General features: G+C 68.2%; 20 protein-coding genes. 6 read left to right on the plus strand and 14 right to left on the minus strand.

Going from position 1 to position 21,331, the window contains the following annotated elements:
* Positions 1-182 precede the first annotated feature (182 nt).
* From QM582_RS12515 to QM582_RS12530, 4 genes are all read right to left on the minus strand, one after another.
* The gene (locus QM582_RS12515; RefSeq protein WP_415084867.1) at positions 183-407 is read right to left on the minus strand and encodes a hypothetical protein; all 225 of its coding nucleotides are present in this window, start codon (positions 405-407) and stop codon (positions 183-185) included.
* A gap of 111 nt (positions 408-518) precedes the next feature.
* A complete protein-coding gene (locus QM582_RS12520; protein ID WP_415084868.1) occupies positions 519-1,571 on the minus strand; it encodes a phosphotransferase family protein in 1,053 nt (350 codons plus the stop codon).
* A complete protein-coding gene (locus QM582_RS12525) occupies positions 1,568-1,969 on the minus strand; it encodes a MerR family transcriptional regulator (protein WP_415084870.1) in 402 nt (133 codons plus the stop codon). The genes QM582_RS12520 and QM582_RS12525 overlap by 4 nt, the downstream gene beginning before the upstream one ends.
* Positions 1,966-2,931 carry an aldo/keto reductase gene (locus QM582_RS12530; RefSeq protein WP_415084872.1) on the minus strand — a complete coding sequence of 322 codons (966 nt, stop codon included), beginning with the start codon at positions 2,929-2,931 and terminating at the stop codon, positions 1,966-1,968. Before QM582_RS12530 ends, QM582_RS12525 begins: the two co-directional genes overlap by 4 nt.
* A gap of 225 nt (positions 2,932-3,156) precedes the next feature.
* Here QM582_RS12530 and QM582_RS12535 point away from each other — a divergent pair, with 225 nt between their 5' ends.
* A complete protein-coding gene (locus QM582_RS12535; protein ID WP_415084874.1) occupies positions 3,157-3,390 on the plus strand; it encodes a hypothetical protein in 234 nt (77 codons plus the stop codon).
* Positions 3,391-3,605: 215 nt separating this feature from the next.
* Here QM582_RS12535 and QM582_RS12540 read toward each other — a convergent pair whose 3' ends face one another.
* The 9 genes from QM582_RS12540 to QM582_RS12580 all read right to left on the minus strand — a co-directional run bounded on the left by QM582_RS12540 (position 3,606) and on the right by QM582_RS12580 (position 9,816).
* A complete protein-coding gene (locus QM582_RS12540) occupies positions 3,606-4,022 on the minus strand; it encodes a type II toxin-antitoxin system VapC family toxin (RefSeq protein WP_415084876.1) in 417 nt (138 codons plus the stop codon).
* Entirely contained in the window at positions 4,019-4,258 is a 240-nt protein-coding gene (locus QM582_RS12545; protein WP_415084878.1) for a type II toxin-antitoxin system Phd/YefM family antitoxin, read from the minus strand. The genes QM582_RS12540 and QM582_RS12545 overlap by 4 nt, the downstream gene beginning before the upstream one ends.
* A gap of 97 nt (positions 4,259-4,355) precedes the next feature.
* Positions 4,356-4,655, minus strand: coding sequence for a HigA family addiction module antitoxin (locus QM582_RS12550; RefSeq protein WP_415084879.1), 300 nt, complete (start codon positions 4,653-4,655; stop codon positions 4,356-4,358).
* 10 nt (positions 4,656-4,665) lie between these two features.
* Positions 4,666-4,788 carry a type II toxin-antitoxin system RelE/ParE family toxin gene (locus QM582_RS12555; protein WP_415084880.1) on the minus strand — a complete coding sequence of 41 codons (123 nt, stop codon included), beginning with the start codon at positions 4,786-4,788 and terminating at the stop codon, positions 4,666-4,668.
* Positions 4,789-5,049: 261 nt separating this feature from the next.
* Positions 5,050-5,691 (minus strand): hypothetical protein, encoded by a 642-nt coding sequence (locus tag QM582_RS12560; protein WP_415084882.1) that lies wholly within the window; start codon positions 5,689-5,691, stop codon positions 5,050-5,052.
* On the minus strand, positions 5,672-6,727 hold the full coding sequence (locus QM582_RS12565) for a ParA family protein (protein ID WP_415084883.1): 1,056 nt from the start codon (positions 6,725-6,727) through the stop codon (positions 5,672-5,674). Before QM582_RS12565 ends, QM582_RS12560 begins: the two co-directional genes overlap by 20 nt.
* Positions 6,728-6,778: 51 nt before the next feature.
* Complete coding sequence (gene ychF / locus QM582_RS12570; RefSeq protein ID WP_415084885.1) at positions 6,779-7,849, minus strand: redox-regulated ATPase YchF; 1,071 nt, start codon at positions 7,847-7,849, stop codon at positions 6,779-6,781.
* A gap of 93 nt (positions 7,850-7,942) precedes the next feature.
* On the minus strand, positions 7,943-8,548 hold the full coding sequence (locus QM582_RS12575) for a GNAT family N-acetyltransferase (protein ID WP_415084887.1): 606 nt from the start codon (positions 8,546-8,548) through the stop codon (positions 7,943-7,945).
* A complete protein-coding gene (locus tag QM582_RS12580; protein ID WP_415084889.1) occupies positions 8,545-9,816 on the minus strand; it encodes a citrate synthase in 1,272 nt (423 codons plus the stop codon). Before QM582_RS12580 ends, QM582_RS12575 begins: the two co-directional genes overlap by 4 nt.
* 311 nt (positions 9,817-10,127) lie before the next feature.
* Between QM582_RS12580 and QM582_RS12585 the strand changes: the two genes are divergently transcribed.
* The 3 genes from QM582_RS12585 to pulA all read left to right on the plus strand — a co-directional run bounded on the left by QM582_RS12585 (position 10,128) and on the right by pulA (position 15,145).
* Positions 10,128-11,927 carry an ABC transporter ATP-binding protein gene (locus QM582_RS12585; RefSeq protein ID WP_415084891.1) on the plus strand — a complete coding sequence of 600 codons (1,800 nt, stop codon included), beginning with the start codon at positions 10,128-10,130 and terminating at the stop codon, positions 11,925-11,927.
* Between the two features lie 29 nt (positions 11,928-11,956).
* Positions 11,957-12,349 (plus strand): YbjQ family protein, encoded by a 393-nt coding sequence (locus QM582_RS12590; RefSeq protein ID WP_415084893.1) that lies wholly within the window; start codon positions 11,957-11,959, stop codon positions 12,347-12,349.
* 111 nt (positions 12,350-12,460) lie between these two features.
* Positions 12,461-15,145, plus strand: a complete 2,685-nt coding sequence (gene pulA, locus QM582_RS12595) for a pullulanase-type alpha-1,6-glucosidase (protein WP_415084895.1) — start codon at positions 12,461-12,463, stop codon at positions 15,143-15,145.
* 44 nt (positions 15,146-15,189) lie between these two features.
* Here the strand turns inward: pulA and QM582_RS12600 are convergent, their stop codons facing one another.
* Positions 15,190-15,768, minus strand: coding sequence for a TetR/AcrR family transcriptional regulator (locus QM582_RS12600; RefSeq protein ID WP_415084897.1), 579 nt, complete (start codon positions 15,766-15,768; stop codon positions 15,190-15,192).
* A 112-nt stretch (positions 15,769-15,880) separates the two neighbouring features.
* Between QM582_RS12600 and QM582_RS12605 the strand changes: the two genes are divergently transcribed.
* A complete protein-coding gene (locus QM582_RS12605) occupies positions 15,881-20,272 on the plus strand; it encodes an acyl-CoA dehydratase activase-related protein (protein WP_415084898.1) in 4,392 nt (1,463 codons plus the stop codon).
* 63 nt (positions 20,273-20,335) lie between these two features.
* Entirely contained in the window at positions 20,336-21,322 is a 987-nt protein-coding gene (locus QM582_RS12610) for a 3-oxoacyl-[acyl-carrier-protein] synthase III C-terminal domain-containing protein (protein ID WP_415084900.1), read from the plus strand.
* Positions 21,323-21,331 lie beyond the last annotated feature (9 nt).

Genomic DNA, 21,331 nt, shown 5'->3' on the forward strand with positions numbered 1-21,331 from the left:
AGACGCGGTGCTCGTTGTCGATCCGGGCGGCTATATCGGTGAGTCGACGACCCGGGAAATCGCGTACGTCCAATCCACTGGCAAGCCCACGTTCAGGCTCTCAGTCACCGACGATCGCGCAGTGTGAACGAACTGCCCTGCCTGCATGCGCACGTACGCCGACTTGTCGATCAGCCAGCTCGTCACCGCCACGCGGCGTCCATCACGTCCGAATCCGCCAGGTCGCCGAAGGTCGCCGCAGAGCGGGCCCAGTCGGCAGGCGTCACGGCGGCATGTGCGCTCGTAGCCATGGCGCCTTCGAGCTTCCGGCGGAGGAACTCGTTGTGGGACAGACCCAGCGCGGACGCCTCGGCGTAGATCCGTTCCACCGCCGCGTCGCTCAGCCCTCGGATGAGCACGTTCGTCATGAGCGCCCCCTCCTGGCTCGATGATATCGCGATATCACCAGTGCGGCGGCGCTCCTCGCGGAGCCGCTCTGCGAAGCTCGGAATCATCGACCGCGCTCACCCACTCCCAGCTCAGCAGTCCCTGGTTTGAAGGACGACCTCGATGTCGGTGTGTTCTTTCAGGATGGTCTCGGCTCGTCGTATCGGGTCGATCAGGAATGTCCGGAAGTCCTCCCAGATCGCGGCAGCGGGCAGCACGTTCAACAGCCAGCGGGCCGTCGTCAGGACCTCGAAGTAGTCCAGACCTTCGGGTGTGAATCCCAGCTGGTGCTCGTACTCCTTGCGGACCGAGATTCTCAATTCTGGCGCGCCACTGCGGTAGATCAGCATGCAGGCCCAGGCGAGATCGAAGCGTGCGTCGCCGATCTGCCAGTCCCAGTCGATCACGACGAGCCGCCGTTCCGCGGTGACGAGCACGTTCCACGGGTGGTAGTCACGGTGCAGGACGGAAAGCCGCTCGCAGGGGACGCTGCCCTTGTGCATCTCCAGCCAGTCCACGATCTCGCCCAACACGGCCTGCTGATCGCTGTCGGCGCGAAGCCGCCCCAACTCCTGTTCGATGTAGCCGTACGGATGCGCGAGTTCAGCGTCGGGATCCAGCAAGCGCGGATCACAAGCATGCAGTGCTATGAGTTGCTTCACGAACTCCTCGACTAGTAGCGCTCGTCCGGGCGCATCAGCGGCCTCGAAGGCGTCCCAGAAGGAGCCACCCTCGATGGATTCCATCATGATGAACGGACGCCCGAACGAGCGACCGTCGAGTTCGAAGCGTTCGACACCCGGCACGGGGTAGCCGATCGCCCCCAACTCTGAGAGTGCACGCAACTCGCGCTCGGCGTGATCGAGTCCGCGTGCATCCGGCGCGTACATCTTCAGAACAAGATCCTGCGCTAGCCAATCAGCAGGCGGGGCCGGCCGGAGAGTGAAGCCGTAGAGGCTGTTCGCCCATCCACCGCTCAGCTCTTTGAGCGGCCCGATCGAGAACGATGACCGCCCCGGCCTCGCTTCCGCGAATAGGGTTTCCAAACGGTCCCGGAGCTCGGACGCCGACATCGACACGAGCTTTCCCACCTGCTCGCCGCCGGCTCGGGCGGAGTCGTTCACGGTCGTCGAAGACTCTGTCATGCGGACTGCCCCTTCCTCATGCGACTCTCAGCAGGGCCGAGGCGCTCGGTGTAGTCGTCGATCTTGCCGTCGATGACTCTCATCGAGCGGGTCAGCCGCGCGATCTGCTCCGCGATCGCCTCCCGGTGCGTCCGCAGGAGAGCGAGCCGCTCGGGCACGCCGTCCGGGTCCTTCTGCACCAGCCGGGTGAACTCGGCGATCTCGGCCAACGGCATCCCAGTGTCGCGCAGGTGGATCAGGACCTCCAGCAGATGCAGGTCGTCGACGTTGTAGCGCCGACGACCACCGGCGTCACGCGCCGCGCGGGGCACGACTCCGATCCGCTCGTAGTAGCGAAGCGCGTCGATGCTCAGTCCGAGCCGGTCGGCGACGTCCCCGATGGGGTAGCTCTCGCTCACGGCGCGACCTGACGAGCCGACTCCAGTTCCAACATCACGTCGTCGGGGAGCCGGCTGCTGACTGACTCCACGGCCGAGAGGAGTTGAGCACGGCTCGACACCCCAACGACCGGGATTACGGGATGAGCGCGACCTGCCATCCATGACAACACCACCTGACCGGCGTCCAGCCCGGTCGCGTCCGACGCGTCGGCCAACGCGGCCAACTGCACCGACGTCGCCCGGTGTCGATAGGCATCGGGCAGCGCGCGTTCCGCCCGGGTATAGGCACCGCTGAGCAGCGGGGAGTATCCAACCAGGCCCAGCCCATGCTTGGTCGCACGCTCGATCACATCGTCGTCGAGCAGCATATGCGGCGACAGATCGGCACCAGGCGCGGTCGTCAGATAGGTGAATCGCTGCTGGACGACGACGTATCCGGGCCCCTCTGCCGCAGCACGCAGCGCAGCGTCCAGGCGCGCCGCAGTGATGTTGGAGCAGCCGATTGCTCGGACCGTTCCGCGCACCACCTCATCCTGCAACGCTCCGATGGTCTCATCGAGGGGGACCTTCGTGTCGTCGATGTGGGCGTAGAGCACGTCGAGGTGATCCGTTGCCAGTCGGCGCAGGCTTTCCTCGACCTGCGCCCGCACCATCGGGCTGCTGAGGCCAAGGGTGCTGTCCAGGCTTCGTGACCCCGGCCGTGGGCGCGCCCCGATCTTCGTTGCCAGAGCGATCCGATCACGGGCGCCAGGGCGGGCGCGGAACCACGACCCGAGAACGCTCTCCGATTCGTCGCCGCTGCCGCCGTCGACCCAGAATGCGTAGGTGTTCGCCGTGTCCAGAAATGTCGCATCCCGATCGAGCGCCGCATCGAGGATGTCGTGCGCAGTGTTCGGGGGAACCAGTGTGCCGAAGTACATCGTGCCGATCGCGATCGGAGGAACCGTCGGACCCGCACTTCCAAGACTGACCTGCTTCATGCCGACCACCCTGCTACCTGGAGTCGGCTCCAGGTCAAGTCGGACGTGGCCTCTTAGCCTGACCGCCTCATGCGCCTGATGCGACGCGACGAGCAGTGGGACGGTCACGCTCGTGTCGAGACTCGTCGGTCACCGCCCTCCCGAATCGATCAGCGCGAACAGCTGGTCGTCCGTGACGACGCAGCCGGCCTCACGCTGTCTTACAGACGGTGACACCATGGAGTCATGGCCGCGACAATCACCTTCCGCCCCGATGAGGACGCGCGACTCGCGCTCGAGGAGCTCACAGCCGACGGCACTCCGGTGTCGACTGCCGTGCGCAACGCTCTCATCGAGGCGGCGGCACGGCACGGGAGGGCTCGGCTCCGCGCGGAGGCGGAGGCGGTGGCCGCGGACCCGCACGACCGCGCGGAGGCTGACCAGGTGTTGCGCGACATGGAGGCGTTGCGTGCGTGGTGACGTCCCCCGACTACGCGCGCAGCCCGCCGACATCGAGTAGTCGGCCAGCGGATCGCCTGAGCTTGCAGCGCCGCGGACTTCCCACTCGTCCACGTCCTTCGCTGCATCGATCAACCCCAGCTTTGGGCGACGACGACCGTCTGTTCCGGAGGCCTGGCCACTAGGGGCGATCTCGCCTTGACCTACTCGCGTCCGGACGTAGCCTCTTCCTGAGTTCAACTCCACGGGTTGACGACAGCTACGTCGAGGGAGTTGAAGTCCTTGACGTTGCGTGTGGCGACGGTCAGGCCGTGGACGGCTGCCGTGGCCGCGATCAGGGCGTCCCGCTCCGGCCTGGGGTCAGGGACATGGAGCCGTGCCGCGTAGCGTGCAACAGGTATGTCGACGGGGAGGACCCGGCGGGAGAAGGCGTCGAGCAACTCGTCGTCGAGCCACGTCTGCAGACGCTCTGCCTGAGCCGGATCATGCCTGGCCAGCCGTGCAATCCCAACCTCGACTTCGAGGACGGTGATCACCGAGAGGTAGAGACCGGACACCGCACGCGCGGCGACCCAGGCGCGCACCCCGGGGTCGGCCCTACGCTCCGATTTGCGGAGCTCGCTGACCACGTTGGTGTCGAGTAGATAACTCACAACTCGGGAACGGCGAGTTCAATGCGGGCGGGCTGGAACTCGATGTCGAGGTCGTCGTCCATGCTCAGACGATCGACGAGCGACGCACCCTTCTCGCCCATGCGGCGGTACTCCGCGATCGACATCAGCACGTAGGCCGGCTCGCCGCGATCAGTGATCACGACCGGACCATCGTTGGCCTCGCGCTTCGCGGCGCTGACATCACGGTTGAACTCGCGGGCCGTCATCGTTGTCATCGCCACCACCTCCGCGGCTTGTAGGTACGTACCTACGTTACGCCGCGCAGCGGTTGCGGGCAAGCACTCGAGGCGGTCCGTGTGGCCAGCAGCCTCGTCATGCGACCTGCAGCGGCGTGATCGCCGCAATCTGATCGGCCACACGATCCTCCGCGAGTTCCAACTCGTAGCGCGTCTGCAGGTTGAGCCAGAACTGCGCGGGCACCCCGAAGTAGCGCCCGAGGCGCAGCGCCGTATCGGCTGTGATGGCGCGCTTGCCATGCACGATCTCGTTGATCCGGCGCGGCGGCACGCCGATCGACACCGCCAGCTTGTTCTGTGTGATGCCGAACCCCTTGATGAAGTCCTCCATGAGGACCTCGCCCGGGTGGATCGGCGAGTAGATCTTCTCGGCCATCATCCCCTCCTCAGTGGTAGTCCACGATCTGCACGTCGTCGGCGCCACCGTCGCTCCAGTAGAAGCAGATCCGCCATTGGTCGTTGATCCGGATGCTGTGCTGCCCATCTCGGTCGCCCTTGAGTGCCTCCAAGCGGTTGCCGGTGGAACGCGCAACGTGTCCAGCGTCGTCGCCGCATCCAGCAGGTGGAGCTTCCTGTTCGCCGTCTTGTGAATTCGTGGATCGATCCGTTTCGCCGCTTGGCGGCGCCAAACGAGTTCGGTGTCGCGGTCGGCGACCGACCTGATCACCCGGCCAGTGCATAACGCAGTTCGTCAATAACGCTAGACGTTAAATCGGAACTTCACCACTTCGCCGTCAATTGACCTCCTACCCGTGGGTTCATTCGCGATGTCAGACAGGCGGTCGATCCGGGAAGTCAGCTGCCACGTGAGCAACGATTGCGTTGCCCCGCTCTCTGACCACTTCGATTGCAGCGATTGCGTGCTCGGATGTGATCGGCCACTTGCTTCCCGTGGACGGATCAAGGTCTGACTCGTGCGCGATCGAGTTACGTCGCTGTATGACCAGATCTAGCGATGACTTCAGGCTCTTTGCTGCTTCGGTATCGCCACCCGCGATCGAAATCCACAGAGGATGAGCCGAGACCAACCGCACCGCGTCTGCTATGTCCTTCGCGAACTGCATCGTCCACCGGCCGTGGGCGAGTCGTATGGCTAGCGCAATCTCGTTCAGCGCGGAGGCATCACCTCCGTACCAGCGGCGGAAGAGATCGACGGGAACCGGCAGTTGCGCGTTGAGTGCAGGGCCGATCCCTTGCAGTTGGAGCAAGATCGCCGTCCTCACAAGCGAGTGAACGCATGTATCGAGTGCAGACACCGCCCCGGCGAGACTATGGCGATAGAGGTCGCTCAGATCCAACGCTGGCGCCTGCGGCGCAAGGTTATCGGCGATACCGACCACATTCCCGCAGCCCGCTATCTCGGAGGAGAAGACCTCGAGAACGCCAGCGAACTCAGACCGCATCTTCTTCACTCGTCAGCGCGACGATCCGATCCGAAAGCTCCTCAAAGACCAGACGAAAAGCCTGAATGTTCTTCTCGGTGATGGCCCATGCCGCGCCCCCTCGCTGCACCTGTTCCTGTGTAAGAGAGAACACCGGTGTTTGGTTGGCCTGACTGCTAGCTATCAGAGCATTGAAATCGGAGACGCTGGCGAGACGGTACAGCGAGTTCTCGTCTGAGTGCTTCGCATACTGCGCGACGTCAAGCAGCGCGCTCATCTTCTCCAGCTGAGGAACAAGAGTGTCCTTCATGGCAGCATCGAGCTTATCGAAGTACGCCTGGAACGCCTTAGACGGTGTTCCAGCGCGAGTGCGATACCGCTGCACGATCGTCCCGAGAAACTTGAGCTTAGGAGGGTTCAAGGGGTATGCAGCCTCCTGGAAGATCTCCATCGCCGCAGCCCGAGTGAGCCAACTATGCCAGCGCGGCAGCACGCGTGAGAGCGAATCCAGCGCCATCACGCTGAACACGTCCGGAGTCGTTGGAATGATAAGGTAATCAGCCGTCATCACGATGTTCTGGTTGATGGCTCCGAGCCCAGGGCTGAGATCAAGGATGACGTAATCCACGTCCAGTTGAGCCGCCGTCAACTCGTACAGTCTGCGGATCGAGCCCGGAAGATTCTGAAGCGCCTGGATGCTGCCGCTCAGTTCCTGCGCGAGACCCATCTGGACCTCGTACTCCGCGAGGCCGACGTGACCGGGGAGGAGGAACAGACCCGCCCTTCCCTCGACTTCTACGCAGTCAACGGGCATGAGGGGTACCGGTTGAGATTCGAACGCAGGACGCAGTGCGGCCTTTAGGTTCCGTGTGGGGTGGGCAGCGTAGAACTCTTCGAGGTCAGCATGGCTATTGAAGCCCATCACCATACCCGTCAGGTTGCACTGCGGATCTGCGTCGACCAGCAACACGCGGTGCCCGCGCTCCGCGAGAATCCAGCCGAGATTGAACGAAGTCGTGGTCTTGGAAACCCCGCCTTTGTTGTTGAACATGGCAATGCTCTTCACACGATCTCCTGACTCAATCGTTGACATGGTTGGCTGCACCGATGCAGATACCTAACTGTGACGGAACTCCACCACGTCACCGTCCGCCATCACGTAGTCCTTGCCCTCCAGGCGGACCTTGCCGGCGGCCTTGGCTTGCTGCATGCCGCCCAGCCGGAGCAGGTCGTCGAAGGAGACCACCTCGGCCTTGATGAAGCCCTTCTGGAAGTCGGTGTGGATCACCCCGGCCGCTTCGGGAGCGGTGGCGCCCTTGCGGATCGTCCAGGCCCGGGCCTCCTTGGGGCCGGCGGTCAGGTAGCTCTGCAGGCCGAGGGTCTCGTAGCCGACCCGGGCCAGGACGTCCAGGCCGGGCTCGTCGATGCCCATCTCGACCAGGAACTCGCGCGCCTCGTCCGGCTCCATCTCGACCAGCTCGGATTCGATCTTGGCGTCCAGGAAGATCGCTTCCGCCGGCGCGACCAGTTCGCGCATCCGGTCCAGCAGGGCGGTGTCGGTGAGTTCGTCCGAATCGCAGTTGAACACGTAGATGTAGGGCTTCGCGGTGAGCAGGAACAGTTCCCGCAGCGGCTCGCGGTCGACGCCGGCGGCGTAGATGCCGCGTCCGGAGTCGAGGATCTGCTGCGCGGCCTGCACCGCTTCGAGGGTCTCCCGGCGGTCCTTGTTCAGCCGGGCTTCCTTCTCCAGCCGGGGGAGTGCCTTCTCGACGGTCTGCAGGTCGGCCAGGATCAGCTCGGTGGTGATGGTGTCGATGTCGTTGCCCGGGTTCACCGCGCCGTCGACGTGGGTGACGTCCGGGTCGCGGAACACCCGGGTGACCTGGCAGATGGCGTCCGCCTCGCGGATGTTGGCCAGGAACGCGTTGCCCATGCCCTCACCGGCGGACGCGCCCTTCACGATGCCGGCGATGTCGACGAAGCTCACCGTGGCCGGCACGATCCGCTCCGAACCGAACAGCTTCGCCAACTGCGGCAGCCGCTCGTCCGGCACCCCGACCACCCCCACGTTGGGTTCGATGGTTGCGAACGGGTAGTTCGCCGCCAGCACCTCGTTGCGGGTGAGCGCGTTGAACAGGGTGGACTTGCCCGCGTTGGGCAGCCCGACGATGCCGATTGTCAAAGCCACGCGGGACAGCGTAGTGGTGCCGTCGGAGGCGTCCGTCCAGCTGCCCGGTTGCGGGAACAGCATTCTCGAACCGGACGGCGTGCCGGGACGTCCTCAGCCGGACGCCAACCGTGCCGTCAGCCGCTCCTTGGCCTCCGGCCATTCCGACGCCAGCATGCTGTAGAGCACGGTGTCGCGCACCGACCCGTCCCGGCGCAGCTTGTGGTGCCGGAGTTGGCCGTCGCGCTGCGCGCCGAGCCGCTCGATCGCCTTCTGGCTGGCGTAGTTCTCGTGGTCGGTGCGCCAGCCCACCACGGCGGCGCCCAGGATGTCGAAGGCATGGGTCAGCAGCAGCACCTTGCACGCGGTGTTGACGTGGCTGCGCTGCACGCTGCGGCCGTACCAGGTGTAGCCGATCTCGGTCCGCCGCACCGGCTCGACGATGTCGTGGTAGCTCGTGCTGCCCAGCACCAGCCCGGTGGCGTCGTGCAGCACCGCGAACGGCACCCGGTGAGGTTCGGCCAGCGCCTCGCGGATGTAGCCGAGCTCGTGGCCGGGCTCCGGGACGCTGGTCACCCGCAGCTTCCACAGCTCGCCGTCCGCGGCCGCCGCCGCCAGCCCCGCCGCATGGTCGGTGCTGAGCGGCACCAGCCGGACGCCCCAGCCGGTCAGTGTGACCGGCCGCACCCAGGGCTGATGCGCGGCTGGTGACTGGCTCAACGCTGGTCCAACGGAACGTACGGACGCCGTTCGTGCCCGGTGTAGATCTGCTTGGGCCGGATGATCCGCTGATCGGGATCGGTCAACTGCTCCTGCCAGTGCGCGATCCAGCCGGCCGTCCGGGGCACCGCGAACAGCACGGTGAACATCTCCGAGGGGAAGCTGAGCGCCTCGTAGATGAGTCCGGAGTAGAAGTCCACGTTCGGGTAGAGCTTGCGGGAGACGAAGTACTCGTCGTTGAGAGCGATCTTCTCCAACTCCACCGCGATGTCCAGCAGCGGGTTGGTGCCGCGCACCTCGAACACGTCGTCGGCGGCCTTCTTGAGCACCTTGGCCCGCGGGTCGTAGTTCTTGTAGACCCGGTGGCCGAAGCCCATCAGCCGGCCCTTGCCGTTCTTGACGCCTTCGATGAACTCCGGAACCCGGTCGAGGCTGCCGATCTCGCGCAGCATCTTCAGCACCGCCTCGTTGGCGCCGCCGTGCAGCGGGCCGAAGAGCGCGCCGATGCCCGCCCCGCACGAGGTGTACAGGTCGTTGCCGGACGAGGCCACCGTCCGGACCGCGGTGGTGGAGCAGTTCTGCTCGTGGTCGGCGTGCAGGATGAACAGCACCTCCAGGGCGCGGACCAGTCGCGGATCGGCCCGCCAGACCCGCTGCTGGGACTGGAACAGCATGGCCAGGAAGTTCTCCACGTAGCCCAGTTCGTCGCTCGGGTAGACGAAGTGGCGTCCGATCGAGTGCCGGAAGGCGGCCGCCGCCAGGGTGGGCATCTTGCCCAGCAGCCGGAAGGCGTTCAGCTCCCGCGTCGCGGGATCGGAGATGCGGCGCGACGAGGGGTAGAAGGTCATCAGCGAGGCGACCGATGCCATCAGCTTGGCCATCGGATGGGCGTCGTAACGGAAGGCCTGAATGATCTCGTATACATTCTCGTGCACCAAGCGGTGCCGGTTGGCCTGGTAATTCCACTCCTCCAGCTCGGGCCCCGTCGGCAGTTCACCCTTGATCAACAGATGGGCGACCTCGAGGAACGTCGAATGCTCGGCCAGTTCCTCGATCGGGTATCCCCGATGCTCCAGGATTCCGGCTTCGCCGTCGATATACGTGATCGCGCTGCGGCAGGCGGCGGTATTCACGAATCCCGGGTCGTAGGAGGTCAGGGGACCACGGTCGGTCGGCACCGCCGACAACCCCGTCGCTCGGATGGTGCCTTCCGAGATCGGCAGGTCGCCGGTGTACTCACCGGCGCTGATGTGCAACGAATCGGCCATGTTCGCACCTTATGCAGCCACTCCAGGGCATCGCCCGGACGCCGCAGACTGAGACCCCGGTGGGGTGCCGGTCCGGTCGTGTATTCCGCCCGGACGGCCCGCCGGGCTGAGACGGGACGCCTTCGTCGCTCGGTCGTCCATCGCGGTCGTCCTTCACGGACACCCCTTCGTTCGATCATCTTTGGCTCGGCCATCCGGGCTCCGTCACCACTCCCTCGGCGGTGCCTCGGCTGGCACCGGAACGACGCTCACCTCGACAGCCCCCCTTGGTGGAGCCTCTAACCTCGCTGTGACCGCAGAGGGGGTGCCGCATGGAGATGGTGGTCGAACGCGGACCGGCCCGGGTCGATCCGGCCGATCGTGCCCAACTCGCCGAGTCGCCGGTCTCGGCCCGCCGAGTGCTGACGCTGTTCGCCGGCGACCGCGGACGCCTGATCGTGCTGACCCTGACCATCGTGGCCACCTCGGTGGCCGGCCTGGCCCAGCCGTTCCTGGTCCGCGAGGTGATCGACACCGCGCTGCCGCAACGCCACACCACGTTGCTGGTCTGGTGCGTGGCCGGCATGGTCGCCGTGGCGGCCGTCACCGGGCTCTTCGGCGTCGCCCAGACCTGGCTGGCCACCGCTGTCGGACAACGGGTGATGCATCGGCTGCGGGTCGGCGTCTTCGACCATCTGCAGTCGCTGTCGCTGGACTTCTTCAAACGCACCCGCGGCGGCGAGGTGCAGTCCCGGCTGACCAACGACATCGCCGGCCTGCAGTCGGTGATCACCTCGACCGCGACCTCGGTGGCGTCCAATTTCACCACCGCGGTGGCCACGGCGGCGGCGATGGTCGCGCTCAGCTGGCAGCTCACCGTGCTCACCGCGCTGGTGCTGCCGCCGGCGATCTGGACCACCCGCCGGGTCGCTCTGGTGCGTCGTGACCTGACCGCCCGCCGGCAGCGCGCGCTGGCCGACCTGCAGGAGCAGATCCAGGAGTCGATGGGGATCAACGGCGCCACCCTGAACCGCACCCTCGGCCTGGCCGCACCGCGCTCGGAACAGTTCGCGGTCACCTCCGAGGAACTGGTCCGGCTGGAACTGCGCTCCCAGCTGGCCGGGCGCTGGCGGATGGCGACGATGCAGATCGTCTTCGCGGCCATCCCGGCGCTGATCTACCTGGTGGCCGGCTTCCCGACGCTCACCCCCGGGCTCACCATCGGCACGCTGATCGCCTTCACCACGCTGCAGGCGGCGATCTTCCGGCCGATCATGGGCCTGCTCAACATCGGCGCGCAATGGGTGGCGTCGATGGCGATGCTGAGCCGGATCTTCGGCTACCTCGACCTGCCGGTGGGCGTCCCCGAGCCGGCGAGCCCGGTCCCGGTCGATCCGGACGCGGTGCGCGGTGAGGTGCGCTTCGAGGGCGTCCGGTTCCGCTATCCCGACGGCGACAGGGACGTGCTCGCCGGCATCGACCTGACCATCCCCGCCGGCGGCTCGCTGGGGGTGGTGGGAGAGACCGGCTCCGGGAAGTCGACGCTGGCGTCCCTGCTGGTCCGGCTCGACGACCCGACCGCCGGAAGGGTCGCCATCGACGGTGTCGACCTGCGTGACACCGCCGCCGCCGACCGCGGCCGGATCATCGGCGTGGTGTCCCAGGAGACCTACCTGGTGCACGACAGCATTCGCGCCAACCTGCTGCTGGCCAGGCCGGACGCCACCGACGACGAACTCTGGCGGGTGCTCCGGGCGACCCGGATCGCCGCCCTGGTGGAGGACCTGCCGGAAGGCCTGGACACCGTCGTCGGCTCCCGCGGGCACCGCTTCTCCGGCGGTGAGCGGCAGCGGCTGGCGATCGCCCGGACGCTGCTGCGCGACCCGCGCATCCTGGTGCTGGACGAGGCCACCAGCGCCCTCGACAACGACACCGAACGCGAAGTGCAGGCCGCCCTGGACGTGCTGGCCCGGGGACGCACCACGCTGACCATCGCGCACCGGCTCTCCACGGTGGCCGACAGCGACCAGATCGTCGTGCTGGACGCCGGCCGGATCGTCGAGCGCGGCACCGAGGCCGAACTCCGGGCCGCCGGCGGCCGCTACGCCCATCTGCTCGGCGGATCCGATTGAGGACGCCGGCCGGGCAATACGATGTGCGAATGCTGATCGTCACCACCAACGACATTCCTGGTTACCGCATCGAGGCCGTGTTCGGCGAGGTCATGGGCATGACCGTGCGCTCCGCGAACATCGGCGCCAATTTCGTCGCCAGCTTCCGGGCGATCGGCGGCGGCGAAGTGAACGAGTACACCCAGCTGGTCTACGACTCGCGGCAGCAGGTGATGAGCCGGATGTGGGAGCAGGCGTCCCAGATGGGTGCCAACGCGATCGTCGGCTGCCGCTTCGACACCGGCGAGATCGCCGCGCAGTTCTCCGAAGTGTGCTGCTACGGCACCGCGGTGGTCATCGTGCCGATCCCGGAGGGCGAGCCGGGCGCCACCCCGCAGTCGATCGCCGACGCCAAGGCCCGCGGCCAGCAGCCGATGCGCTGAGGCCGACCCGTGCGCCTCGGCCGCTGAACGTCGGGCGGCGAGGCGCAGCCCGGCGTCGCCGGCACCGGGGCACGATGGGGCGCGGAAGATTTCGACGATGAGGTTGCCCTGATGCGCAAATTGCACGGTCCGCCCGACCTGTCCCTGGCCCCCGGGCATTGGGTGCGGCGCGATCTGCTGGCCTGGCCGATCGACGAGGTGCCGGCGGGCGTCGACCCGGCCGACCTGGACTGGCGGCTGCACTGGTCGCCGGACGGCGGCATCGACCCGGCCGCCCGCGAGCCGGTCAGTTGGGGCACCGACGAGGTCCGTCTCGACCCGGACGGGTTGCCGGAGCCGGTGCTCGCCGAGCGTCCGCAGCTGCGCGGCTACCTGTGTCTCCGGCTGGGTTCCGCCGCCGCGGCGCAGGCCGAGCAGATCCTGCGCGGCCAGGTGGTGCTCAGCCTGCACCAGCCGTCCGGACGCCTGGTCAACGCCGGCGCGCTGCAGCACCCCGGCGTCCTGGACGAGCTGTACGCGGCCGCCACCGGCGCCCGGCTCGGGCTCAGCTGGCACGACGAGGCGCCGACGCTGCGGCTCTGGGCGCCGACCGCGCGGGACGTCCGGCTGCGGCTGTGGCGGCCCTCGGACGACCTGCACGCGCCCGGGCAGGCGGTGCCTGCCACCCGCGAACCCGACGGCTGCTGGTCGGTCACCGGCGCCGCGGACTGGCGGGCCGCCCGCTACCGCTGGGAGGTGACCGTCTACGCGCCCAGCGGACGCCGGGTGGTCACCAATCAGGTGACCGACCCCTATTCGGTCTCGCTCACGGTCAACTCCACCCATTCGGTGATCGTCGACCTGGCCGATCCGGCGCTGGCGCCACAGCAGTGGCGGGAGGCCCCGCAGCCGGTGCTGGGGCACGCCGTCGACCAGGTGATCTACGAGCTGCACGTGCGGGACTTCTCGATCAGCGACAAGAGCGTGCCGGCCGAGGAGCGCGGCTCCTTCCTGGCCTTCACCCGCGACAGTCTCGGCACCCGGCACCTGAAACGCCTTGCCGACGCCGGGTTGAACACCGTCCAGCTGTTGCCGGTGTTCGACAACGCGAGCGTCGAGGAGGCCAAGGAGCGGCAGCGCCGGCCGCCCCAGGCCGACCTGCGCGCGCTCCCCGCCGACAGCCCGCACCAGCAGCGGCTGATCGCCCTGACGGTGGCGAACAGCCCCTACAACTGGGGCTACGACCCCTGGCACTACCAGGCCGTCGAAGGCTCCTACTGCGCCAGCCTGGCCAGCGCCGAGGGCTCCGGACGCATCCACGAGTTCCGCGCCATGATCGGCGCGCTGCACGCGCTGGGCCTGCGGGTGGTGCTCGACCAGGTCTTCAACCACACCGCCAGCCACGGCCAGAACACCAAATCGGTGCTGGACCGGATCGTCCCCGGCTACTACCACCGGCTCTCGCCGCTGGGCTTCACCGAACAGTCCACCTGCTGCCCCAACGTGGCCACCGAACACGCCATGGCGCAGAAGCTGATGGTCGACTCGGTGGTGCTGTGGGCCCGCGACTACAAGGTGGACGGCTTCCGCTTCGACCTGATGGGGCACCACAGCCGGGCCAATCTGCTCGCCGTCCGGGCCGCCCTGGACGCCCTCACCCCCGAGCGGGACGGGGTGGACGGCCGGGCCGTCACGCTCTACGGGGAGGGCTGGAATTTCGGCGAGGTGGCCAACGACGCCCGCTTCGTCCAGGCCCGGCAGGGCAACCTGGGCGGCACCGGCATCGGCACCTTCAACGACCGGATCCGGGACGCGGTCCGCGGCGGTGGGCCGTTCGATCACGATCCGCGCGGGCAGGGTTTCGGCACCGGGCTGTTCACCGCGTCCAACGGGGCCGCGTTGAACGGCGACGGCTACCAGCAGCGTGACCGGCTGCTGTCCGACACCGACCTGATCCAACTCGGCCTGACCGGCAACCTGCGCGACTACTGGCTGCCGTCCAACAGCCGCCGGGTGTTCGTCCGTGGCGACGAGCTGGAGTACAACGGCGGGCCGGCCGGCTATGCGTCCGAGCCGGACGAGGTGATCAACTACGTCGACGCCCACGACAACGAGACCCTGTTCGACGCGCTCACCCTGAAGCTGCCGGTGGAGACGCCGATGGCCGACCGGGTCCGGTTGAACACGCTGTGCCTGGCCCTGGTCACCCTCGGGCAGGGCCCGGTGATGTGGCATGCCGGCACCGACATCCTGCGCAGCAAGAGCCTGGACCGGAACTCCTACAACTCCGGGGACTGGTTCAACTTCCTGGACTGGACGATGACCGACAACGGCTTCGGCGCCGGCCTGCCGCCCGAGGGCGACAACGGCCCGAAGTGGGACTTCTTCCGTCCCTTCCTGGCCGACCCCGCACTGAAGCCGAGCCCGGACGACATCGCCGAGGCGCACGCCCAGGCGCTGGATCTGTTGCGGCTGCGGGCCTCCACCCGGCTGTTCCGGCTGGCGTCCGGGCACGACGTCCGCACCAAGCTCACCTTCCCGGTCTCCAACACCGCCCATCAGGTGCCGGGGGTGATCGTGATGCACGTCGACGACCGGGTCGGGGCGCCCAGCCAGGACGAGTGGAGCAGCCTGGTCGCCGTGTTCAACGCCACGCCGCTGCCGGTCCGGCTGCCGGTGCCCGGGCTGGACGCCCGGCACCTGCTGCATCCGGTGCAGGCCCGCGGCCACGACCCGATCGTCAAGGGCGCCCGGGTGCAGGGCGAGTGGGTCCGGGTGCCGGCCCGCAGTTACGCGGTCTTCGTCCGCCCCTGGTGACGGGTTGCTGCCGGCCGTCCCGGCCGCAATCCCCGCCGCACTCACTAACCCGGTTCGCCGAGGCTCTCCAGCAGCCGCTTGGCCGGCTCGCTCAGCCCGGTCTGTTCGGCGGCGATCCCGAAGGCGCGCTGGACGGCGTAGCCGGCGACCAGCGCCATGACCAGGTCGGCCAGCGCGTCCGGGTCGGCCTGGGGTGCGTGCCGTGCGCACCAGCCGGCGATGAAATTGCGCACGGTCAGCCGGGCGGTGGCCACCTCGCCGCGGACCAGGGCGCCGAGTGCCGGGTCGGCCTTGGCACCGGCCCAGATCTGCAGCAGCAGCTCGGGGGTCTGCCGGTCGCGGGTGACGTGGCCCAGCGCCGCCTCCAGTAGACCGGCCGGCGATAATTCCGGATTGGTCTGCAGCACCATGGTCATCGGCTTGGCCAGGATGCTCTCGCCGACCGCGAGAATGAGCCGTTCCTTGTTGCCGAAATGGTGGTAGATCGCCCCGGCCGAGGTGCCCGAGCGGGCCACGATGTCGGAGATCGAGGTGTTGCCCACGCCCTTGTCACGGATCAGTTCGGTGGTCGCCCGGATGATCGCGTCGCGGACCCCGGGAGCTGGTCGCGCTGCGCTGGTCACATCCGCAGGCTACCGCTGCCGGCCCCGGCTTTTCGCCGAAACTCCGGCGGCCAGAACGATCATCCTGAATAATCGAAGACAGGACAGAACGATCGTTCTGAACGGAGGAATCATGCCTCGCGATCTTGCCCTGGGCCTGGATGTGGGCTCCACGACCGTCAAGGCCGTCGTGCTCGACGGTGACCAGATCCGGTTCAGCGCCTACCGCCGACACAACGCCGACGCCCGCGGAGCGCTGCGGGCCCTGCTGGTGGAGGTCGCCTCAGGTTTCCCCGAACGGCGCTTCCGGTGCGCGGTGACCGGCTCGGCGGGGCTGTCCATCGCCGAACTGATGGGTGTCGGCTTCGTCCAGGAGGTGATCGCCAGCACCGCGGCGGTGGAGCGCTTCGTGCCGCAGGCGGACGTGGTGATCGAGCTCGGCGGCGAGGACGCCAAGATCACCTTCCTGCACCCGGTGGTGGAGCAGCGGATGAACGGCACCTGCGCCGGCGGCACCGGCGCGTTCATCGACCAGATGGCCAGCCTGCTGCACACCGACCCGGCCGGCCTGGACGAGCTGGCCGCCCGGCACCGGCACCTGTACCCGATCGCCTCCCGCTGCGGGGTGTTCGCCAAATCCGATCTGCAGCCGCTGCTGAACCAGGGCGCGGCGCACACCGACCTGGCGGCGTCCATCTTCCAGGCGGTGGCCACCCAGACCATCGCCGGACTGGCCTGCGGCCACCCGATCCGCGGCAACATCGCCTTCCTGGGCGGTCCGCTGCACTTCCTGCCGCAGCTGCGGCAGGCCTACGTCCGTGCCCTGGACGACCAGGTGGAGTCGTTCACCACCCCGAAGAACGCCCATCTGTACGTGGCGATCGGTGCCGCCCTGACCGCCGCCACCGGCTCGGACGCCGTCACCGTCGTCGAACTGGTGGCCCGGCTGCGCAACAAGGTGGTCATCCCGCTGCACAGCGTCCGGCTGCGTCCACTGTTCCGGGACGCGGCCGAGCGGGAGGCGTTCGAGCTGCGGCACCGCGCCGCCACCATCGCCAAGGACGACCTGGCCACCGCGCGCGGACCGCTCTTCCTGGGCATCGACGCCGGCTCCACCACCGTCAAGGCGGTGCTGATGACCGAGTCCGGCGCCATCGTGTTCAGCCACTACCAGGGCAGCAACGACCCGGTGTCGGCGGCCCTGGGCATCCTGCGCTCGATCTACGCCGGGCTGCCCGACGACGCCTACCTGGCCCGCGCCTGCGTCACCGGGTACGGCGAGGGCCTGGTCCGGGCGGCGCTGCGGATCGACGACGGCGAGGTCGAGACGATGGCCCACTACCGGGCCGCCGAGCACATCGCCCCCGGGGTCACCTCGGTGATCGACATCGGCGGCCAGGACATGAAGTACCTGAAGATCCGCAACGGCGCCGTCGACTCGATCGCGGTCAACGAGGCCTGCTCGTCCGGCTGCGGCTCCTTCCTGCAGACCTTCGCCGCCGCGATGGGCGCCGACGTGCAGTCCTTCGCGCAGCTGGCGCTGGACTCGTCCGCCCCGGTCGACCTGGGCACCCGCTGCACGGTGTTCATGAACTCGTCGGTGAAGCAGGCCCAGCGCGAGGGTGCCGGGGTCGGCGACATCGCCGCCGGGCTGTCCTATTCGGTGGTCCGCAACGCCCTGTACAAGGTGATCAAGCTCAAGGACGCCAGCCAGCTCGGCGCCAAGGTGGTGGTCCAGGGCGGCACCTTCCTCAACGACGCCGTGCTGCGCGCCTTCGAGCTGCTCACCGAGACCGAGGTGGTGCGGCCCGACATCGCCGGCCTGATGGGCGGCTACGGCGCCGCGCTGACCGCCCGCCGGCAGTGGGCCGCCGGTGAGCGGTCGCAGCTGCTCGGGCCGGACGAACTGGACGACTTCACCGTGGAGACCACGCTGGACACCTGCCGGCTCTGCCAGAACCACTGCCAGCTGACCATCTCGACCTTCGGCGACGGCACCCGGCACGTCTCCGGCAACCGCTGCGAACGCGGCGCCAGCACCGAGCGGGTGCCGAAGAAGTCGGAGCTGCCGAACCTGTTCGACTACAAATACCGCCGGCTGTTCGGCTACCGCCGGCTCACCCACGACAAGGCCACCCGGGGCGAGATCGGCATTCCCCGGGTGCTGAACATGTACGAGAACTTCCCGCTCTGGTTCACCGTGCTGACCAGGCTCGGCTTCCGGGTGACCATCTCGGGCCGGTCCAGCCACGACGTCTTCGAGCAGGGCATGGAGACCATCCCGTCCGAGAACGTCTGCTACCCGGCCAAGCTGGCCCACGGCCACATCGAGGCCCTGCTGGATCGCGGCATCGACACCATCTTCTATCCCTGTGTGCCGTTGGAGGCCAAGGAGAGCGAGGGCGCCAACAACCACTTCAACTGCCCGGTGGTGGCGTTCTACCCGCAGGTGATCGAACGCAACCTGCCGCGGCTGCGCGAACCCGGGGTGCGGTTCCTGGCGCCGATGCTGAACCTGAACGACCCCGACACCCTGGCCCGGCGGTTGGTCGAGGTGTTCGCCGACTGGAACGTCACGGTGGACGAGGCGACCGAGGCGGTGCAGGCCGGCTACGCCGAGGACGCCAAGGTGAAGGCCGACATCCGGGCCGAGGGACGCCGGGCGCTGGCCTACATCGCCGAGCACCGGATCAAGGGCATCGTGCTGGCCGGGCGTCCGTACCACGTCGATCCGGAGGTCAACCACGGCCTGCCCAGCCTGATCAACGGGCTCGGCATGGCGGTGCTCACCGAGGACGCGATCATCGACCCCGGCGAGCCGCGGTTGGCGCGTCCGATCCGGGTCCGCGACCAGTGGGCGTACCACACCCGGCTCTACGAGGCCGCGGCGACGGTGACCAGGCAGCCCGACCTGCACCTGGTGCAGCTGAACTCGTTCGGCTGCGGGGTGGACGCCATCACCACCGATCAGGTGCAGGAGATCCTGGAGCAGGCCGGCGACATGTACACCCTGCTCAAGATCGACGAGGTGTCGAATCTGGGGGCGGCCACCATCCGGCTGCGGTCGATGAAGGCGGCCGCCGCGGAGCGGCGCGGTTCGGCGACGGTGAGCACCTTCGGCCCGCTCGGCGAGCGCCGGCTGTTCGACGAGACCGCCCGCGACACCCACACCATCTACGCGCCGCAGATGGCCCCGGTGCACTTCCGGCTGGTCATCCCGGTGCTGCGCAAGCTCGGCCTCGACGTCCGGCTGCTGGAGCGGGCCAGCGCCGAGGACGTCGAAGTGGGGCTCAAGTACGTCAACAACGACGCCTGCTTCCCGGCGATCATGGTGGTCGGCCAGCTGGTCAACAAGATCCGCTCCGGCGAGGCCGACCCGGACCGGACGTCGGTGGCGATCACCCAGACCGGCGGAATGTGCCGGGCCACCAACTACGTCGGGCTGCTGCGCAAGGCGCTGGCGGACGCCGGCTACCCGCAGGTGCCGGTGCTGGCGATCAGCGTCCAGGGGCTGGAGACGAACCCCGGCTTCACGATCACCCCGTCGCTGCTGATGCCGGCGGTGCAGGCGCTGATCCTCGGCGACCTGCTGCAGACCGTGCTGCTGCGCACCCGTCCCTACGAGGCGGTGCCGGGAGCCGCGAAGGCGCTCTACGACAAATGGGACGTGGTCTGCCAGGAGTTCCTGCAGGCCGGCGGGCATTCCGCGACGCTGGGCCGCAGCATCGGCTACACCGGCCTGATCCGCGCCATCGTCCGCGACTTCCATGCCCTGCCGCTGCGCGACGAACCCCGCAAACCGCGGGTCGGCATCGTCGGCGAGATCCTGGTCAAATTCCATCCGGACGCCAATAATCACGTCGTCGACGTGGTCGAAGCCGAAGGTTGTGAGGCGGTGCTGCCCGGCATTCTGCAGTTCTTCCTGATGCCGCTGTATTCGGCGCAGTACCAGTGGGAGACCCTCGGGATCGGGCCGCGCTCGCATCACGTGAAGAAGATGGTCACCTGGCTGATCGAGAAATTCCAGCAGCCGGTGGCGACCGCGCTGCGCCGCAGCGGGAAATTCGACATTCCGCCGACCATGAAAGACCTGGCCGCGAAGGCCGACGGGATCATCTCGATCGGCACCCGGGCCGGCGAGGGCTGGCTGCTTACCGCCGAAATGGTCGAGTTGATCGAGATCGGTGCGCCGAACATCATCTGCGCCCAGCCGTTCGCCTGCCTGCCCAACCACGTGGTCGGCAAGGGCATGTTCGCCGAGCTGCGGCGCCGGCATCCGCAGGCCAACATCGTCTCGGTCGACTACGACCCGGGGGCCTCGGAGACCAACCAGCTGAACCGGATCAAGCTGATGGTCGCCACCGCGCACAAGCGGCACGGCCGGGACGCCGCTGCGGCCGACGTCCGTCCCGACGGGCCGGCGGTGACGCTGAACTGGCCGGACGACATCGCCGAGGTGCCGGTGGAATTGGCCGGACGCGTGATGGTGCCGACCGCCTGGGAGGACGACCGGGTCCCCGGCTGAGGGCTCCGCCGCGAGCTGGGAGCGGCGCCGGGACCGGTCCGACCGGCTGCTACCTTTGCCGCCATGTCGTGGCCGGTTCGGATCGTCTCGGTGGGCAGTCACACCCCCGCTGTGCGGGTGAGTTCGGCGGAGTTGGACGCCGCTCACGGCCGAGCGTCCGGCACCACGCTGGCCCGCTCCGGGGTGGTCGCGCGGCACTGGATCGGGCCGGACGAGACCAGCCTCGGGATGACCGCGGACGCCGTTGCCCAGGCGCTGGACCGGGCTGGTTGGAGCGTCGACGACCTGGATGCCCTGATCGTCGCCTCGGTGGCGCCGGAGCAACCGATGCCGACCACCGCGATGCTGACCGCGGCCCGGCTTGGGGCGCGCGACGGCGTCCTGCAGGCGTTCGACGTCAACGCCTCCTGCCTGGGTTTCCTGACCGCCCTGCAGCAGGCCTGCTTCGGGATGGCCGCCGGAGGGTGGCGCCGGGTCGCGGTGGCGGCCGTCGACATCGCCTCCAAGGGCCTCAACCACGCCGACCTGGAATCCAGCGCGCTGTTCGGCGACGGCGCCGCGGCGGTGCTGCTGGAGAGGTCGCCGAGCTCGGAGATCCTGGCGCTGCGGCTCACCGGCTACCCGAGCGCGGCCGGGCTGTGCCGGATCCCGGCCGGCGGCACCCGGTGGAACGCGATCACCCCGCCGCCGAGCCCGGACGACTACCTGTTCACCATGGACGGCCTGGGCATGATGAAGCTGGTTGCCCGGGAGATGCCCGGCTTCCTGGACGGGCTGCTGGCCGAGGCCGGGGTGAGTGCGGACGCGATCGACGCGGTGGTGCCGCACCAGGCGTCCGGGCTGGGCTTGCGGTTCCTCCGCGAGCGGCTGCCGGTGCGTCCCGGGACGGTGATCGACATCCTCGCCGAGCGCGGCAACCAGGTGTCGGCGTCCATGCCGACCGCCCTGGCCCACGCCGTCGACACCGGTCGGTTGCGCCGCGGCCAGCTGTGCCTGCTGATCGGCACCGGCGCCGGGCTGCTGTTCGGCGGCGCGGTGCTGCGCTACTGAACGGCTCGA

Source organism: Micropruina sp., assembly GCF_047607385.1.
In the GTDB taxonomy this organism is placed as follows: domain Bacteria; phylum Actinomycetota; class Actinomycetes; order Propionibacteriales; family Propionibacteriaceae; genus Micropruina.

What these genes read in the sequence shown, in the direction of transcription:
- QM582_RS12515 (WP_415084867.1), bottom strand. Translation starts at nt 407, where the DNA reads ATGACGAACGTGCTCATCCGAGGGCTGAGCGACGCGGCGGTGGAACGG.
- QM582_RS12520 (WP_415084868.1), bottom strand. Translation starts at nt 1,571, where the DNA reads ATGACAGAGTCTTCGACGACCGTGAACGACTCCGCCCGAGCCGGCGGC.
- QM582_RS12530 (WP_415084872.1), bottom strand. Translation starts at nt 2,931, where the DNA reads ATGAAGCAGGTCAGTCTTGGAAGTGCGGGTCCGACGGTTCCTCCGATC.
- QM582_RS12535 (WP_415084874.1), top strand. Translation starts at nt 3,157, where the DNA reads ATGGCCGCGACAATCACCTTCCGCCCCGATGAGGACGCGCGACTCGCG.
- QM582_RS12545 (WP_415084878.1), bottom strand. Translation starts at nt 4,258, where the DNA reads ATGACAACGATGACGGCCCGCGAGTTCAACCGTGATGTCAGCGCCGCG.
- QM582_RS12550 (WP_415084879.1), bottom strand. Translation starts at nt 4,655, where the DNA reads ATGGCCGAGAAGATCTACTCGCCGATCCACCCGGGCGAGGTCCTCATG.
- QM582_RS12580 (WP_415084889.1), bottom strand. Translation starts at nt 9,816, where the DNA reads ATGGCCGATTCGTTGCACATCAGCGCCGGTGAGTACACCGGCGACCTG.
- QM582_RS12585 (WP_415084891.1), top strand. Translation starts at nt 10,128, where the DNA reads ATGGAGATGGTGGTCGAACGCGGACCGGCCCGGGTCGATCCGGCCGAT.
- QM582_RS12590 (WP_415084893.1), top strand. Translation starts at nt 11,957, where the DNA reads ATGCTGATCGTCACCACCAACGACATTCCTGGTTACCGCATCGAGGCC.
- pulA (WP_415084895.1), top strand. Translation starts at nt 12,461, where the DNA reads ATGCGCAAATTGCACGGTCCGCCCGACCTGTCCCTGGCCCCCGGGCAT.
- QM582_RS12605 (WP_415084898.1), top strand. Translation starts at nt 15,881, where the DNA reads ATGCCTCGCGATCTTGCCCTGGGCCTGGATGTGGGCTCCACGACCGTC.
- QM582_RS12610 (WP_415084900.1), top strand. Translation starts at nt 20,336, where the DNA reads ATGTCGTGGCCGGTTCGGATCGTCTCGGTGGGCAGTCACACCCCCGCT.